Annotated in this window: 9 protein-coding genes; all 9 read left to right on the top strand. The window is 66.7% G+C overall.

The genetic code is table 11. The features are described 5' to 3' along the window. The first annotated feature begins 46 nt into the window (after positions 1–46). The 9 genes from prpB (at position 47) to pbpC (ending at position 15,850) form a co-directional block, all read left to right on the top strand. The gene (gene prpB / locus R1L06_RS06800; protein ID WP_059064829.1) at positions 47–940 is read left to right on the top strand and encodes a methylisocitrate lyase; all 894 of its coding nucleotides are present in this window, start codon (positions 47–49) and stop codon (positions 938–940) included. A 35-nt stretch (positions 941–975) separates the two neighbouring features. Then, positions 976–2,133 (top strand): bifunctional 2-methylcitrate synthase/citrate synthase, encoded by a 1,158-nt coding sequence (gene prpC / locus R1L06_RS06805; protein WP_025877010.1) that lies wholly within the window; start codon positions 976–978, stop codon positions 2,131–2,133. Positions 2,134–2,242: 109 nt separating this feature from the next. Continuing rightward, the gene (acnD, locus tag R1L06_RS06810) at positions 2,243–4,861 is read left to right on the top strand and encodes a Fe/S-dependent 2-methylisocitrate dehydratase AcnD (protein WP_317217257.1); all 2,619 of its coding nucleotides are present in this window, start codon (positions 2,243–2,245) and stop codon (positions 4,859–4,861) included. Between the two features lie 100 nt (positions 4,862–4,961). After that, complete coding sequence (locus R1L06_RS06815; protein WP_032127809.1) at positions 4,962–5,219, top strand: type II toxin-antitoxin system ParD family antitoxin; 258 nt, start codon at positions 4,962–4,964, stop codon at positions 5,217–5,219. Continuing rightward, positions 5,206–5,532, top strand: a complete 327-nt coding sequence (locus tag R1L06_RS06820) for a type II toxin-antitoxin system RelE/ParE family toxin (protein WP_317217258.1) — start codon at positions 5,206–5,208, stop codon at positions 5,530–5,532. Before R1L06_RS06815 ends, R1L06_RS06820 begins: the two co-directional genes overlap by 14 nt. Positions 5,533–5,555: 23 nt before the next feature. Further along, positions 5,556–6,734 carry a 2-methylaconitate cis-trans isomerase PrpF gene (gene prpF, locus R1L06_RS06825; RefSeq protein ID WP_317217259.1) on the top strand — a complete coding sequence of 393 codons (1,179 nt, stop codon included), beginning with the start codon at positions 5,556–5,558 and terminating at the stop codon, positions 6,732–6,734. 124 nt (positions 6,735–6,858) lie between these two features. After that, positions 6,859–8,319: a bifunctional 2-methylcitrate dehydratase/aconitate hydratase gene (locus R1L06_RS06830; protein WP_317217260.1), complete on the top strand. Its 1,461-nt coding sequence runs from the start codon at positions 6,859–6,861 to the stop codon at positions 8,317–8,319. Positions 8,320–8,496: 177 nt separating this feature from the next. Then, positions 8,497–13,404: an alpha-2-macroglobulin family protein gene (locus R1L06_RS06835; RefSeq protein ID WP_317217261.1), complete on the top strand. Its 4,908-nt coding sequence runs from the start codon at positions 8,497–8,499 to the stop codon at positions 13,402–13,404. A gap of 64 nt (positions 13,405–13,468) precedes the next feature. Next, positions 13,469–15,850, top strand: coding sequence for a penicillin-binding protein 1C (gene pbpC, locus R1L06_RS06840; protein WP_317217262.1), 2,382 nt, complete (start codon positions 13,469–13,471; stop codon positions 15,848–15,850). Positions 15,851–15,924 lie beyond the last annotated feature (74 nt).

Consider the following 15,924-nt stretch of genomic DNA (forward strand, 5'->3'; position numbering starts at 1 on the left):
CATGGTGCTTGCGCCTACCCATCCGTTCTTCAACCTGGATCGCCGCATGACCGTTTCGACCCTCTCTTCCGCCGGTGCCCGCTTCCGCGAGGCACTGGCTGCCGAATCGCCGCTGCAGGTGATCGGCGCGATCAACGCCAACCATGCGCTGCTGGCCAAGCGCGCGGGTTTCCGTGCCATCTACCTGTCCGGCGGTGGCGTGGCCGCCGGCTCGTTGGGCCTGCCGGACCTCGGCATCAACACCCTGGAAGACGTGCTGGTGGACGTGCGCCGCATCACCGATGTCTGCGACCTGCCGCTGATGGTCGACATCGACACCGGCTTTGGCCCGAGCGCGTTCAACATCGCGCGCACGGTGAAGTCGCTGATCAAGGCCGGCGCGGCCGCCTGCCATATCGAAGACCAGGTCGGCGCCAAGCGCTGCGGTCATCGCCCGGGCAAGGAGATCGTCTCGCAGGGCGAAATGGTCGACCGCGTGAAGGCCGCTGCCGATGCCAAGACCGATCCGGACTTCTTCCTGATCGCGCGCACCGACGCCATCCAGGTGGACGGCGTGGACAAGGCCATCGAGCGTGCCATCGCCTGCGTCGAAGCCGGTGCCGACGGCATCTTCGCCGAGGCCGCCTATGACCTGGAGACCTACCGCCGCTTCGTCGATGCGGTGAAGGTGCCGGTGCTGGCCAACATCACTGAATTCGGCGCGACCCCGCTGTTCAGCCGCGACGAGCTGGCTTCGGCCGGCGTGGCCATCCAGCTGTTCCCGCTGTCCGCTTTCCGCGCCGCCAACAAGGCCGCCGAGAACGTCTACCAGACGATCCGCCGTGAGGGCCACCAGCGCAACCTGATCGACAGCATGCAGACCCGCGAGGAGCTGTATGACCGTATCGGCTATCACGCCTTCGAGCAGCAGCTCGATGCGCTGTTCGCCGCCAAGAAATAAGCAGTACCCTGCACCATCAAGTTTCGGAGGGAAACATGAACGATACGACCGCAACCCCGACCTTCAAGCCGAAGAAGTCCGTCGCCCTGTCCGGCACCGCTGCCGGCAACACCGCGCTGTGCAGCGTCGGCCGCAGTGGCAACGACCTGCACTACCGTGGCTACGACATCCTGGACCTGGCCAACACCAGCGAGTTCGAGGAAATCGCCTACCTGCTGGTGCATGGCAAGCTGCCGACCCGCGCCGAGCTGGTCTCCTACAAGGCCAAGCTGAAGTCGCTGCGTGGCATTCCGGCCGCGGTGAAGGCCGCGCTGGAAGAACTGCCGCCGTCGGCGCACCCGATGGATGTGATGCGCACCGGCGTGTCCGTGCTCGGCTGCGTGGCGCCGGAGAAGGATGACCACAACCATCCGGGCGCGCGCGACATCGCCGACAAGCTGATGGCCTGCCTCGGTTCGATGCTGCTGTACTGGTACCACTGGAGCCACAACGGCCGCGCGATCGACGTGGAAACCGATGATGACTCCATCGGTGGCCACTTCCTGCACCTGCTGCACGGCGAGAAGCCGCAGGATTCGTGGGTGAAGGCGATGCACACCTCGCTGATCCTGTACGCCGAGCACGAGTTCAACGCTTCGACCTTCGCCTGCCGCGTCATCGCCGGCACCGGCAGCGACATGTACAGCGCGATCTGCGGTGGCATCGGCGCGCTGCGTGGCCCCAAGCACGGCGGCGCCAACGAAGTGGCGTTCGAAGTGCAGAAGCGCTATGACAATCCGGACGAAGCCGAGGAAGACATCAAGGCCCGCGTGGAGCGCAAGGAAGTGGTGATCGGTTTCGGCCACCCGGTCTACACCGTGTCCGATCCGCGCAACAAGGTGATCAAGGACGTCGCCCGCGAACTGTCCGAAGAGCAGTCGAGCATGAAGATGTACGACATCGCCGAGCGCCTGGAAACGGTGATGTGGGACATCAAGAAGATGTTCCCGAACCTGGACTGGTTCAGCGCCGTCAGCTACCACATGATGGGCGTGCCGACCGCGATGTTCACCCCCCTGTTTGTGATCGCCCGCACCGCCGGCTGGAGCGCGCACATCGTCGAACAGCGTATCGACGGCAAGATCATCCGCCCGAGCGCCAACTACATCGGCCCGGAAGATCGCGACTTCGTGGCCATCGACAAGCGTTCCTGATCATCGCCACTGTTGCACTGCTGCATGCATCCGGCCGGCCCCGTGCCGGCCGGATGCCGTCACCGCCGTATTGCCGGCACCCGGCCCGCCACGAGCATTCCGCCAGCCCATGAATACCGATTACCGCAAGTCCCTCCCCGGCGCCTCGCTGGACTATTTCGATGCGCGCGCCGCCGTCGACGCGATCCAGCCCGGCGCCTACGCCACGCTGCCGTACGTATCGCGCGTGCTGGCCGAGAACCTGGTGCGTCGCTGCGATCCGGCCACGCTGACCGACTCGCTGAAGCAGCTGATCGAGCGCCGTCGCGACCTGGATTTCCCGTGGTTCCCGGCGCGCGTGGTGTGCCATGACATCCTCGGCCAGACCGCGCTGGTGGATCTGGCCGGCCTGCGCGATGCGATCGCCGACAAGGGCGGTGATCCGGCCAAGGTCAACCCGGTGGTGCCGGTGCAGCTGATCGTCGATCACTCGCTGGCAGTGGAGTGCGGTGGTTTCGATCCGCAGGCGTTCGAGAAGAACCGCGCCATCGAAGATCGCCGCAACGAAGACCGTTTCCACTTCATCGACTGGACCAAGCTGGCCTTCGAGAACGTGGACGTGATTCCGCCGGGCAACGGCATCATGCACCAGATCAACCTGGAGAAGATGTCGCCGGTGGTCTACGTGCAGGACGGCGTGGCCTTCCCGGATACCTGCGTGGGTACCGACAGCCATACCCCGCACGTGGATGCACTGGGCGTGATCGCGATTGGTGTTGGCGGCCTGGAAGCCGAGAACGTGATGCTGGGCCGCGCCTCGTGGATGCGTCTGCCGGACATCATCGGTGTCGAGCTGACCGGCAGGCCGCAGCCGGGCATCACCGCCACCGACGTGGTGCTGGCGCTGACCGAGTTCCTGCGCAAGGAGCGCGTGGTCGGTGCGTATCTTGAATTCTTCGGCGAGGGTGCCGCGGCACTGACCATCGGTGACCGCGCCACCATTTCCAACATGTGCCCGGAGTACGGCGCGACCGCCGCGATGTTCTACATCGACGGGCAGACCATCGATTACCTGCGCCTGACCGGCCGCGAGGAATCGCAGGTGGCGCTGGTGGAGAACTACGCCCGTACCACCGGCCTCTGGGCCGATGACCTGGCCACCGCACAATACGAGCGTGTGCTGCGCTTCGACCTGTCCAGCGTGGTGCGCAACATGGCCGGCCCGTCCAACCCGCACAAGCGCGTGGCGACCGCCGAGCTGGCCGAGCGCGGCATCGCCGACGAAGCCAAGCTGGAAGCGGGCAAGGCCGAGCAGGCGCAGGGCCTGATGCCCGATGGCGCGGTGATCATCGCCGCCATCACCAGCTGCACCAACACCTCCAATCCGCGCAACGTGATCGCCGCCGCGCTGCTGGCGCGCAAGGCCAACGAACGTGGCCTGCTGCGCAAGCCGTGGGTGAAGTCCTCGCTGGCGCCGGGCTCGAAGGCGGTGCAGCTGTACCTGGAAGAATCCGGCCTGCTGCCGGACCTGGAGAAGCTGGGCTTCGGTATCGTCGCCTTCGCCTGCACTACCTGCAACGGCATGAGCGGTGCGCTGGACCCGAAGATCCAGCAGGAAATCATCGACCGCGACCTGTATTCCACCGCCGTGCTGTCGGGCAACCGCAACTTCGACGGCCGCATCCACCCGTACGCGAAGCAGGCCTTCCTGGCCTCGCCGCCGCTGGTGATCGCCTATGCCATCGCTGGTACCGTGCGCTTCGATATCGAGAAGGACGTGCTGGGTGTGGATGCCGATGGCAACGAGGTGCGTCTGAAGGACATCTGGCCGACCGATGCCGAGATCGATGCTGTGGTGAAGGCTTCGGTGAAGCCCGAGCAGTTCCGCAAGGTCTACAACCCGATGTTCAACGTGCGCGTGGAGCACGGTGCGGCGGTCAGTCCGCTGTACGACTGGCGCCCGCAGAGCACCTACATCCGTCGCCCGCCGTACTGGGAGGGCGCGCTGGCCGGTGAGCGTACGCTGTCTGGCATGCGCGCGCTGGCGGTGCTGCCGGACAACATCACCACCGACCACCTGTCGCCGTCCAACGCGATCCTGGCGTCCAGTGCCGCCGGTGAGTACCTGGCGAAGATGGGCCTGCCGGAAGAGGACTTCAATTCCTACGCGACCCACCGCGGTGACCACCTGACCGCGCAGCGCGCTACGTTCGCCAATCCGAAGCTGTTCAACGAGATGGTGCGCAACGACGACGGCAGCGTGAAGCAGGGTTCGCTGGCGCGCGTGGAGCCGGAAGGCAAGGTGATGCGCATGTGGGAAGCGATCGAGACCTACATGGACCGCAAGCAGCCGCTGATCATCATTGCCGGTGCCGACTACGGGCAGGGCAGCTCGCGCGACTGGGCCGCCAAGGGCGTGCGCCTGGCTGGCGTGGAGGCGATCGCGGCCGAAGGCTTCGAACGGATTCACCGTACCAACCTGATCGGCATGGGCGTGCTGCCGCTGGAGTTCAAGCCGGGCACCACCCGCCTGACCCTGGGCATCGATGGCACCGAGACCTTCGACGTGATCGGCGAGCGCACCCCGCGCGCTGACCTGACCCTGGTCATCCACCGCCGCGACGGCCAGGACGTGATCGTGCCGGTCACCTGCCGCCTGGACAGCGACGAGGAAGTGGCGATCTACGAAGCCGGCGGCGTGCTGCAGCGCTTCGCCCAGGACTTCCTGGAAGGCGCCAAGGTGGCGTGATGCCGGACTGAATGCCTGCCCCCGGAGGCCGGGGGCGGGCTTGTCCGACACCAGGGCAGGGCGCACACTGACTTGGCAAAAACTGCCAAAGGAGAGTTTCATGGCCACCATGAACATTTCGCTGACCGATCCGCTCAAGCAGTTCGTGGACGAGGAAGTGCGCGAAGGCGGCTACTCCAGTACGTCGGATTATGTGCGTGACCTGATCCGCCAGCGTCAGCGCAGCAAGGCTGAAGCGCTGCTCAAGCAGTTGATTGCCGAGGGGCTGGCGTCGGGGCCTGCCGTTCCGGTGACTGCGGCCACATTCGAGCGGATGCGTCGCGAACTGACCGAAAGGATGGAGCGTGAAGGCGATTGAATGGAGGCCCCGGGCCGAGACAGACGCAGCCGACGCCGCGCTGTGGTACGCACGACAGGGAGGGCTGGCACTGGGTCAGCGCTTTCTCGCCGAGCTGGAGGCCACGCTTCAACGTATTGCGATGTTCCCTGCGTCAGATTCCGTCCGCCATGCCGACCTCGCCGCACAGTTGCCGGCACTCCTGCGCTTCATGCAGGTTCCGGGCTTTGAACGCTATCTCGTCTACTACCTCGATCTGCCGGACCGCGTGGACGTCATGCGGGTGTGGTGCGTTGATCGTGGCCTTGACGCACTGATGCAAGACATTTCCTGAAATCCAAACGCTTGGATCCGACGATGAATTTTCTTCCGCAACTCCGAATTCCCGCCACCTACATGCGCGGCGGCACCAGCAAGGGCGTGTTTTTCCGCCTGCAGGACCTGCCCGAGGCCGCGCAGATGCCGGGCGCCGCGCGCGATGCGCTGCTGATGCGCGTGATCGGCTCGCCCGATCCGTATGGCAAGCAGACCGACGGCATGGGCGGCGCCACCTCCAGCACCAGCAAGTGCGTGATCATCTCCACCGCCTCGGTGCCTGACCACGACGTGGACTACCTGTACGGCCAGGTGTCGATCGACACCGCCTTCGTCGATTGGAGCGGCAACTGCGGCAATCTCAGTACTGCAGTGGGTCCTTTCGCGATTGCCAATGGTCTGATCGATCCGGCCCGGGTGCCGCGCGATGGCCTGTGCACCGTGCGCATCTGGCAGGCCAACATCGGCAAGACCATCATCGCGCACGTGCCGATGCGCGATGGCGAAGTGCAGGAGATCGGCGATTTCGAACTGGACGGCGTGACCTTCCCGGCGGCCGAGATCCAGCTGGAATTCATCGATCCGTCCGATGACGGTGATGCGGGCGCGATGTTCCCGACCGGTAACCTGGTCGACACCCTCGATGTTCCCGGCGTGGGCAGCTTCGAGGTGACGATGATCACCGCCGGCATCCCGACCATCTTCCTCAACGCCGCGGACCTGGGCTACACCGGCACCGAGCTGCAGCCGGCGATCAATGAGGACAAGGCCGCACTGCAGAAGTTCGAGACCATCCGCGCGCATGGCGCGCTGCGCATGGGTCTGATCAAGAACCTGGAAGATGCGGCAACCCGCCAGCACACGCCGAAGGTCGCCTTCGTGGCGCCGGCGCAGGACTATGTGTCATCCAGCGGCAAGGCCATTCCGGCCTCGGCCATCGACCTGCATGCGCGCGCACTGTCGATGGGCAAGCTGCACCACGCGATGATGGGCACCGCCGCCGTGGCGATCGGCACTGCCGCGGCGATTCCGGGCACCCTGGTCAATCGTGCGGCCGGTGGCGGCGAACGCGAAGCGGTGACGTTCGGCCATCCGTCCGGCACGTTGCGCGTGGGTGCGCAGGCCGGTCTCGTTGACGGCCAGTGGACGGTGACCAAGGCCATCATGAGCCGCAGCGCCCGTGTGCTGATGGAAGGCAAGGTGCGGGTGCCGGCCGAGTGATGCGTTGGTAAACGCCAACCAAGGTTGGCGACTACCGGGCCGCAGTGACCAATTGCTTTGGTAGATGCCAACCTTGGTTGGCATGGTGCACGGGCAACCGTGCACCGTAACGAGGAGATCGACGATGTCCGACAACCACACCCCATCCAACGAGCGTGCAGCGTGGGATGCGCTGCTGGTGGACATCGTCGACTACGTGCGCGACGCGCGCATCGACTCACCCCTGGCGTTCCAGACCGCGCACCACTGCCTGCTCGATACGCTGGGCTGCGGCCTGGAAGCACTGTCCTTCCCGGCCTGCAGCAAGCTGCTTGGTCCGCTGGTGCCGGGCATCAGCGTGGTCAACGGCGCGCGCGTACCGGGCACGCACTACGTGCTGGACCCGGTGCAGGCCGCCTTCAACCTGGGCGCGATGGTGCGCTGGCTCGATTTCAACGACACCTGGTTGGCCGCCGAATGGGGCCACCCGTCGGATAACCTCGGCGGCATCCTTGCCGTCTGCGATTGGCTGGGTCGCAACGCGCAGGCCCTGCGCCGCCCGCCGCCGACCGTGCACGACGTGCTGCTGGCGATGATCAAGGCGCACGAGATCCAGGGTGTACTGGCCCTGCAGAATTCCTTCAATCGGGTCGGGCTGGACCATGTGGTGCTGGTCAAGGTCGCCACCACCGCTGTGGTGGCGCAGCTGCTCGGGCTGGATCGCGAACGCATGCTCAATGCAGTGTCGCTGGCCTGGGTCGATGGCCAGGCGCTGCGGACCTACCGGCACGCGCCCAACACCGGCTCGCGCAAGAGCTGGGCCGCAGGCGATGCGACCAGCCGTGGCGTACGCCTGGCGCTGATCGCGGCAACGGGTGAAATGGGCTATCCGAGCGTGCTCAGTGCACCGACCTGGGGCTTCGAGGCTGTGTCCATGCATGGACAGGCACTGACGCTGGAGCGGCCGCTGGGCAGCTATGTGATGGAGAACGTGCTGTTCAAGATCAGCTACCCGGCCGAGTTCCACGGCCAGACTGCGGTGGAGGCAGCGATCGCGCTGCACCAGCAATTGCGCGCGATGGGGCGGCAGGTCGAGGATATCGCGCACATCGCCATCCGCACCCAGGAAGCCTGCATCCGCATCATCGACAAGAGGGGCCCACTGCACAATCCGGCCGACCGCGACCACTGCGTGCAGTACATGGTCGCCATCGCGTTGCTGCATGGGCGGCTGCTGGCAGAGGACTACGAAGACGATGTGGCGGCGGATCCGCGCATCGATGCGCTGCGCGCGAAGATGACCTGCCATGAAGACCCGCAGCTCAGCGCCGATTACCTGGACCCGGACAAGCGCAGCATCGCCAACGGCCTGAGCGTGCGCTTCAACGATGGCAGTGAACTGCCGGAGGTGCTGGTGGAGTATCCGCTGGGCCACGCCCGGCGCCGCGGGGAGGGCATTCCGCTGCTGATGGACAAGTTCCGCCGGCACCTGGCCCACCGCTTCCCGACCGCCCAGCAGCAGCGCATCCTGGCGGCATCGCTGGATCCGGTGGCGCTGGCGGCAATGCCGGTGACCGATTACGTGGACCTGTACCTGCCGGGGTAGGCGTCGTTGGTGGGTGCCAACCTTGGTTGGCACGGGCCCAACGCCAACCAAGGTTGGCGACTACCGGTCCCGCCGGGCATGGCCTGGCGCTACCGTTCCGATGCTTTGCTGCCGAATTCGCGTCAACACCTTGACGCGGCCTGCCTATAATGGCCGCCTCGATCAAGGAGTGACGACATGAGCGGTCCGGCACGGCGGAAGCGGTGGGGATGGGCGGCGGCGGTACTGGCAGGAGGCCTGTTGCTGGGCCTGGCCGGTTGCCGCAACGACAGCGGGCAGCTGCCCAAGGCCAGCGGTGAAGCCATCACCACCCAGGCCGAGCAGGTGAAGGAGTTCACCCTGCTGCGTGCCTACCCGGACCAGAAGAATGACGGCCTGTCGCTGGCGCTGGAGTTCTCGCGGCCGCTGGTTGGCACCCAGGATTTCGACAAGCTGGTGCGCTTCGAGGAGAAGGTCGGCACCGACGACAGCAGCTGGACGCTGTCCGATGACGGCCTGACCCTGCGCTATCCGTTCGTCGAGGCCGGCAAGGAATTCAGCCTGGTGGTCTCGCCCGACCTGCTGGCCGCCGATGGCAGCCGGCTGGGCAATGAACTGAAGCAGAAGGTGTTCAGCGGCGAGCTGAAGCCGGTGGTGGGTTTCGCCTCGCAGGGCAGCGTGCTGCCGGCCAAGGACAGCCGTGGCCTGCCGGTGGTCTCGGTGAACGTGCCGGAAGTCGACGTCGAATTCCTGCGCGTGCGCGAGAAGGACCTGCCGACCTTCTTCAGCCAGTACCAGCGCGGCGGCCGCCGCGGCAGCTGGGAACTGAGCAGCGACTACGAGCGCAGCCCGATCAACAAGCTGGCCGAGCCGGTCTACGTCAACCGCTTCATCCTTGGTGGCAAGAAGAACGAGCGGGTGCTGACCTACCTGCCGACCCAGGACATCAAGGAACTGCAGGAGCCAGGCCTGTACTTCGCCCTGCTCAAGCGTACCGGTGACTACGAAGGCGAGTTCGATACCGCGTTCTTCTCGGTCAGTGACATCGGCCTGCATACCCGTGCCTACAAGGACAAGCTGTTCGTGCACACCGCCGGCCTCAAGGACGGTGCGCCGCTGAAGAGCATCGACCTGCGCGTGCTCGACGCCAAGGGCGAGGTGGTGCTGAAGGGCAGCACCGACGGCAATGGCAATGCGCTGCTGAACTACACCCTGGATGCCACCCACGTGCTGGTCGCCAGCACGGGCAAGGACACCAGCTTCCTGCCGTTCAACCAGCCGGCGCTGGACCTGAGCGAATTTGCCGTGGCCGGTCGTGACAATGCCTGGTTCGACGTTTACGCCTGGTCCGGCCGTGACCTGTACCGCCCGGGTGAGACCGTGCGCCTGTCCGCCCTGCTGCGCGACAACGATGGCAAGCCGGTCAAGGCACAGCCGGTGTTCCTGCGCCTGAAGCAGCCCGACGGCAAGACCTTCCGCGAGACTCGCCTGCAGCCGGGCGAGCAGGGCTACATCAACTTCGAGCAGGTGATCCCCGCCGAGGCGCCGACCGGGCGCTGGCAGGTCGAGTTCCGCACCGATCCGGCCAGCAAGGAAGCGATCCAGGGCATGACCCTGCGCATCGAGGAGTTCCTGCCCGAGCGCATGAAGCTGGACCTGGACAGCGCGCAGAAGACGCTGAAGCCGGGCGAGGACCTGCGCCTGCAGGCCAATGGTGCCTACCTGTACGGTGCGCCGGCCGACGGCAACCGTTTCACTGCGCGCATGGCGGTGGCCGCCGAACAGCAGCCAGTCGAAGGCCTGCCGGGCTACTTCTTCGGTGACCCGACCCTGCAGCTGCCGCGCGAAGCCAAGGACGTGATCGACACCACGCTGCCGGGCAACGGCCAGCTGCGTGAGGATGTGGCGTTGCCGGAAGAGGCCGCCAAGGCCAAGGCACCGATCGCGGTGGTGCTGTCCGGCAGCCTGTATGAAACCGGTGGCCGTACCGTCACCCGCACCCTGAAGCGGGTGATGTGGCCGGCCAACGCGCTGGTCGGCGTGCGGCCGCTGTTCAACCCCGACGATGGTGCTGATTCCAACGGCAATGCGCGCTTCGAACTGATGCGCGTGGATGTCGCCGGCAAGCCGCAGCCGGCCAAGGGCCTGAAGATCACCCTGGTGCGCGAGCTGCGCGACTACCACTGGACCTTCAACGACAACCGCTGGGACTACGATTTCACCCGCCGCTTCGAGAACAAGGAAACGCGCACCGTCGACGCCGGCAGCAGCGCGGTCGCCTTCGATTTCCCGGTGGAGTGGGGCGAGTACCGGGTGGACGTGTTCGATCCGTCCACCGGCCTGACCAGCCGCTACCCGTTCCGTGCCGGCTGGAGCTGGGGCGATGACAACCGCGGCCTGGACGCGCGCCCGGACAAGGTCAAGCTGGGCCTGGACAAGACCGGCTACAAGGCCGGTGACACCCTGGAAGTGACGGTGACCCCGCCGCATGCCGGCAAGGGCATCCTGATGGTCGAGACCGACCGCATGCTGTACGTGCAGGACATCGACGCCAAGCCGGGGTCGACCTTCAAGATTCCAGTCACCGCCGACTGGGAGCGCCACGACGTCTACATCACCGCGCTGGTGTTCCGTGGCGGCAGTGCGCCGAGCAAGATCACCCCAGCCCGTGCCGTGGGCGTGGTGCACGTGCCGATGGACCGCAAGGGCCGCACCGTGGCCGTCGGCCTGGCAGCGCCCAAGCAGATGCGACCGGAGCAGGACCTGCCGGTGACGGTCAGTGCACCGCAGCTGGCCGGCAAGATGGCGCACGTCACCGTCTCGGCGGTGGACGTGGGCATCCTCAACATCACCCGCTTCCCGGTGCCCGATGCCGGTGCGCACTTCTTCGCCCAGCGTCGCCTCGGCATTGATGCCTATGACATCTACAGCCGGGTGATCGAGAGCTTTGACGGCGGTGCCGGCAAGCTGAAGTTCGGTGGCGACATGGCGCTGCAGGCATTGCCGCAGGCCAAGCGCCCGACCGCGCGCGTGCAGACCGTGGACCTGTTCTCCGGCCCGGTGCAGCTCGATGCCAAGGGCATCGCCCGCATCCGCCTGAAGGTGCCGGACTTCAACGGTACCCTGCGGGTGTCGGCGCTGGTCTACAGCGATGACCAGTACGGCAAGCGCGACGTGGAAACCGTGGTGCGCGCGCCGATCCTGGCCGAAGCCAGCATGCCGCGCGTGCTGGCCCCGGGCGACCGCAGCACGGTGACCCTGGACGTGCAGAACTTCACCGGCAAGCCGGGCCAGTTCAACGTGAAGGTGGACACCGAGGGCCCGTTGAACCTGGGCGAGGGCAGCCGCAGCGTGCAGTTGAATGCCGATGCCAAGACAACGCTGAGTTTCCCGCTGTCCGCGCGTGAGGGCCACAGCGTGGCCAAGGTGCGCGTACGTGTGGACGGCAACGGCTTCAAGGCCGACCGCCGCTACGAGCTGCCGGTGCGTGCGGCGTGGCCGCAGGTATTGCGTTCGCAGGTGCGTACGCTGGATCCCCTGGCCGCGGTCAGCCTCGACAACAGCCTGACCGATGGCCTGATGTCCGAGTCGGTCAATGCCCGCCTGCTGGTCAGCCCGCTGCCGCCGATCCCGTTCGCCAGCGCGCTGCAGGGCGCGCTGAACTACCCGTACGGCTGTGCCGAACAGACCACCAGCAAGGGCTACGCCGCGCTGATCCTGGACCAGGCCACGTCGTCCATGCTCGGCGCTGACGGCCTGGATGCGAAGACCCGTCGCGAGCGCATGGAAGGTGCGTTCGGTCGCCTGGCATCGATGCAGGTGGCCAACGGCAACTTCTCGATGTGGGGTGACGACGGCTACGTGAACCCGTGGCTGACCCCGTACATCGCCGAGTTCCTGCTCGATGCCAAGGACGGTGGCTTCGCGGTGCCGGACAACGTGCTGCAGAAGGCGCTGAACCGCCTGAGCGAAGACCTGCTGTCCGGTGGCAACCAGTTCTACGGCCAGGAAAAACGCGAAAGCCTGAAGTTCGCCAACCAGGCGTACTCGGGTTACGTGCTGGCCCGCGTCAACCGCGCGCCGCTGGGTACCCTGCGCACGCTGTACGACAACGAGCGCAGCAAGGCGGTCGGCGGCCTGTCGCTGGTCCATCTGGGCGTGGCGCTGTCGCTGCAGGGTGACGCCAAGCGTGGCCAGGCTGCGCTGGCCGCAGCCTTCGCCAAGTCCAGCAGCGAACGCCCGTCGTACTTCGGCGACTATGGCAGCGCCATCCGTGATGACGCGCTGATGATCGCGCTGACGCACGAGAACAAGCTGGCCAAGCCGGCCTGGGATGCCCGTGCGGTTGACCTCGGCCGTGGCCTGGATGCGCGCCGCAATGCCGGCTGGATGTGGCTGAGCACGCAGGAGCAGGTGGCCATCGCCCGCCTTGGCAAGGCGCTCGCCGCCAATCAGAAGGCGCTGGTGGCCGGTGAGCTGGTGATCGGTGGCAACACCGAAGCCATCGGTGAGCGCAAGCTGTTCGGCCGCAACTTCAGTGCCAGCGAACTGGCCAGTGGCGTGCGCTTCACCCCGCAGGGCCAGCCGCCGATGTTCGCCAGCATCGACGTGGCCGGCATCCCGCGCAGTGCGCCGGCACCGGACAACAGCGTGCTGGGCATTGAGCGCAGCTACTTCGGCACCGATGGCAAGCTGTGGTCGCCGCGTCCGCTGAAGGAAGGCGAAGCGCTGATCGTGCGCGTCACCGTCACCGCCGACACCACGATGCCCGATGCACTGCTGACCGACCTGCTGCCGGCCGGCCTGGAGATCGAGAACTTCAACCTGGGCGATGCCAAGCAGTGGGCCGACGTAGTGGTTGATGGCATCACCATCAGCGACCGCGGCGAAGCTGCCGACACCAAGCACGAAGAGTTCCGCGACGACCGCTATGTGGCTGCGCTGAAGCTCTCGCGTGGCAGCAAGGCCAACGTGTTCTATCTGGTGCGTGCGGTGACCCCGGGTACCTACTCGGTGCCGCCGCCGCTGGTGGAGGACATGTACCGGCCGCAGCTGCGTGGCGTCGGCCGCAGCAACCCGACCACGATCACGGTGGTACAGCCGTGACCGCGCGGACGGGCCGCGACGGCGCGGCCCGTCCTGCTGGCGAGCTCCAATCCGGCACGCTGCAATGAAGAAGACGATGACGACCCGGCTGGCGGCCCTGCGCCGCCGGCTGCGGCCGCTGTGGCCGTGGCTGCGCTGGGGCACGGCCGCCACGCTGGCGCTGCTGCTGGTGCTGGATTTCGCCTTCCCGCCGCCGCTGCCGAAGCAGCGCGATACCAGCACCCTGGTGGTGGCTGCCGACGGTACGCCGCTGCGTGCGTTCGCCGATGCCGAGGGCGTGTGGCGCTATCCGGCGTCGATCGACAGCGTCTCGCCGCTGTACCTGCAGGCGCTGCTGACCTACGAAGACCGCTGGTTCTGGCGCCATCCGGGTATCAACCCGCTGGCCATCCTGCGTGCCAGCGGCCAGCTGCTGCGCGGTGGTCGCATCGTTTCTGGTGGCTCGACCCTGACCATGCAGGTCGCGCGCATCCTCGACCCGCATACGCGCACGCCCTGGGGAAAGCTCAAGCAGATGCTGCGCGCGGTGCAGCTGGAAGTTCACCTGAGCAAGCGGCAGATCCTGGCCCTGTATCTGGAGCGCGCGCCCTACGGTGGCACCATCGAGGGCGTGGAAGCGGCCAGCTGGGCCTATCTGGGCAAGCCGGCGGCGCAGCTGTCACATGCCGAGGCCGCCTTGCTGGCGGTACTGCCACAGGCACCGAGCCGGCTGCGCCCGGACCGCCACCCGGAAGCCGCGCAGAAAGCGCGTGACAAGGTGCTGTCACGCATGGCCGAACTGGGCGCGTGGACGCCGGAGGAAGTGCAGGATGCGCGCATCGAGAACGTGGTGGCACGCTCGCTGCGACCTCCGTTGCACGCCGCGCTGCTGGCGCAGCGCCTGCATTCGGCGCATCCGGGCCAGGCGCGCATCCAGAGCAGCATCGACATCGGCCTGCAGCGCACGCTGGAAGAACGCGTGGCGAGCTATTTCTCGACATTGCCCGAGCGTACTTCGGCGGCCTTGCTGGTGGTCGACAACCAGACTCTGCAGGCGCGTGCCTACGTCGGTACGTTGTCCTTTGGTGACCGCCAGCGGCTCGGCCACGTCGACATGGTGCAGGCCTGGCGGTCGCCGGGCTCCACGCTCAAGCCGTTCCTGTATGCGATGGCGCTGGACGATGGCCTGATCCATTCGGAAAGCCTGCTGGTCGATGCGCCGCAGAGTTTCGGCAGCTACCGGCCCGGCAACTTCGACATGGCCTTCAATGGGCCGATTGGTGCCTCCAGTGCATTGCGGCTGTCACTCAATGTGCCCTCGGTGGACCTGCTGCAGCGGGTCGGGGCCGCGCGCTTCGCCGCGCGCCTGTCGCACTCCGGCATCCAGCTGCGCTTCCCGCCGGGCAGCACGCCCAACCTGTCTTTGATTCTGGGCGGCACCGGTGCGCGGCTGGAAGATCTGGTCGGCGCGTTCGCCGCGCTCAACCGCAACGGCATTGCCGGACGCGTGCGCTACACCGATGACGAACCGATGATCGAGCGGCGATTGGCCTCGCCCGGCGCCAGCTGGATCGTGCGCGAAATGCTGGAATCGAACCCGCGCCCAGGCTACAGCGCTGGCACCTTCGATGTTGGCGGTCGCCCGCGCGTGGCCTGGAAGACCGGCACCAGTTACGGGTACCGCGATGCGTGGGCAATCGGCAGCACGCGCCACTACACCGTGGGCGTGTGGGTGGGCCGGCCGGACGGCACACCGCTACCGGGCCAGTACGGCGCGGTGACCGCGCTGCCGCTGATGTTCGAAGTGGTGGACAGCCTGCCGCGCCAGCGCGGCGATTCCGCTGCTGCGCCGATGCCGGCCAGTGTCAGCCAGGAAGACATCTGCTGGCCGACCGGTGAACGCGCCGAAGGCCTGCCGACGGCGCTGTGCCAACGGCGGATGCCAGCCTATCTGCTGGACGGCGCGGCACCACCGACCTTCCCCGAGCGCGAGGCGCGGCGCTGGCAGCCGGGGCGGCAGCGTTACCTGGCCGACGCGCGGACCGGACTGCGTGTATCGGCCGATTGCCGTAATCCACATGAGGAAGTAGCGCGCGAGATCGCGCGCTGGCCGGCGTTGTTGTCACCGTGGCTGCCCAAGGCCACGCGCGCTGCCTCGCAGTTGCCGGCGCTGTCGCCGGATTGCCGCGACGACGGGCGTGAGGCCAGCGTGGCCCTGCACATCGATGGCCTCAATGATGGCGCCACGCTGGCGCGTGCGCCGAACTCGGAACATGGCGTGCGCCTGCAGCTGCGCGCGCTGGGCAGCGAACAGGTGGTGGACTGGTTGCTGGATGGACGCTGGATCGCACAGACCCACGGCGCGCAGTTGATGCAGCGCGAATTCGCCGAGCCGGGCGCACACACCCTGACCGCGCTGGCGACCGACGGCGCGTGGACGCAGGTGCGGTTCAACGTTCTCCGGTAAATGTCCTGCGGTAGGTACCGGGCCCTTGTAGAGTCGAGCCATGCTCGACTGCTTTTCCCCAGTCGAGCATGGCT

The sequence above is a fragment of the Stenotrophomonas mexicanensis genome (genome assembly GCF_032911605.1).
GTDB classification, from domain to species: Bacteria; Pseudomonadota; Gammaproteobacteria; order Xanthomonadales; family Xanthomonadaceae; genus Stenotrophomonas; species Stenotrophomonas maltophilia_A.

Excerpts from the sequence above, each read along its gene's own strand:
- prpB (WP_059064829.1), top strand. The coding sequence starts at position 47 with ATGACCGTTTCGACCCTCTCTTCCGCCGGTGCCCGCTTCCGCGAGGCA.
- prpC (WP_025877010.1), top strand. The coding sequence starts at position 976 with ATGAACGATACGACCGCAACCCCGACCTTCAAGCCGAAGAAGTCCGTC.
- acnD (WP_317217257.1), top strand. The coding sequence starts at position 2,243 with ATGAATACCGATTACCGCAAGTCCCTCCCCGGCGCCTCGCTGGACTAT.
- R1L06_RS06815 (WP_032127809.1), top strand. The coding sequence starts at position 4,962 with ATGGCCACCATGAACATTTCGCTGACCGATCCGCTCAAGCAGTTCGTG.
- prpF (WP_317217259.1), top strand. The coding sequence starts at position 5,556 with ATGAATTTTCTTCCGCAACTCCGAATTCCCGCCACCTACATGCGCGGC.
- R1L06_RS06830 (WP_317217260.1), top strand. The coding sequence starts at position 6,859 with ATGTCCGACAACCACACCCCATCCAACGAGCGTGCAGCGTGGGATGCG.
- R1L06_RS06835 (WP_317217261.1), top strand. The coding sequence starts at position 8,497 with ATGAGCGGTCCGGCACGGCGGAAGCGGTGGGGATGGGCGGCGGCGGTA.
- pbpC (WP_317217262.1), top strand. The coding sequence starts at position 13,469 with ATGAAGAAGACGATGACGACCCGGCTGGCGGCCCTGCGCCGCCGGCTG.